The following is an 847-nucleotide window of genomic DNA, read 5'->3' as shown; positions in this document are numbered from 1 at the left end:
CGATAGTTCTGTTCTGCACCATCACTCACAGCATTACCCGCTGAAATTAGAAATGCTGCCTTAGAGTTGTTCAACCTAGGTATAAATTGCTTTTGAAAAATACTGGAAGAGTTATTGATATTGCCAACCACAACAAACTGAAATTCCATTTTATCTCTTAGGACTTGTTGTATGGCCTGAATTTTTGATAAGTGCAAGGAAGCATAGTGGGTTTCAGAAAGGTTCAAGTACACCTGATAGCCGATCAGTAAAGCAATCAAAGCAGTATTTAAGATATAAAAAATCTTTAGCTTGGTTTTTCTAAGCATTTAATTTACGTCAGGATTTGGGTATTTGAATATCGTAGCGATCTAATTACAGAATAACAGTATGAAGTGTAAATGCCTTGAATTGATTTTATTTGAGCATGCAATATCGTTGAAAATCTCAGAACCAAAAGCGTTGAGCGACAGATAGCGATTTTCGACACTAATATTGTGGTTTAGCAGACCTTTCTGGAATGATAAAAAGCAATTATTAAAGTAATTGCAGCTGCGATTGGATGATGGAAGACAAGGTTTATATTTTCTTGATATTTATTCGATGAAAAACTTATCTTTACTAAGGCATACTGGGAAGATAAATAATTATCTTGGCTTAAGTTATCAAATGAGCATTGACTTATCCCCTGTAAGTACACGCCTAGAACGAGCAACAATGACGTCTTTTTTCTAATTATTAGCAGACAAATCATCAAGCCATGAATATCTCCTCTCTTGCTATATTAATTGTGGAAGACCAAGTTGCACTTGCTGAGAATCTATTCGAGTTTTTTGAGGATACTCACTATGAACTCGATTTTGCAGCT

The 847-nt window shown here is 34.9% G+C and carries 1 pseudogene; it reads right to left on the bottom strand.

Annotated features, from left to right (window positions below):
- Positions 1–308: pseudogene (locus LGT40_RS00335) on the bottom strand (glycosyltransferase family 4 protein); the annotation flags it as partial.
- Positions 309–847 lie beyond the last annotated feature (539 nt).

It is taken from the genome of Methylophaga pinxianii (assembly GCF_020447225.1).
In the GTDB taxonomy this organism is placed as follows: Bacteria; Pseudomonadota; Gammaproteobacteria; order Nitrosococcales; family Methylophagaceae; genus Methylophaga; species Methylophaga pinxianii.
The sequence above is the reverse complement of the archived record's forward strand: the minus strand, read 5'-3'. Positions and strand labels throughout refer to the sequence as shown.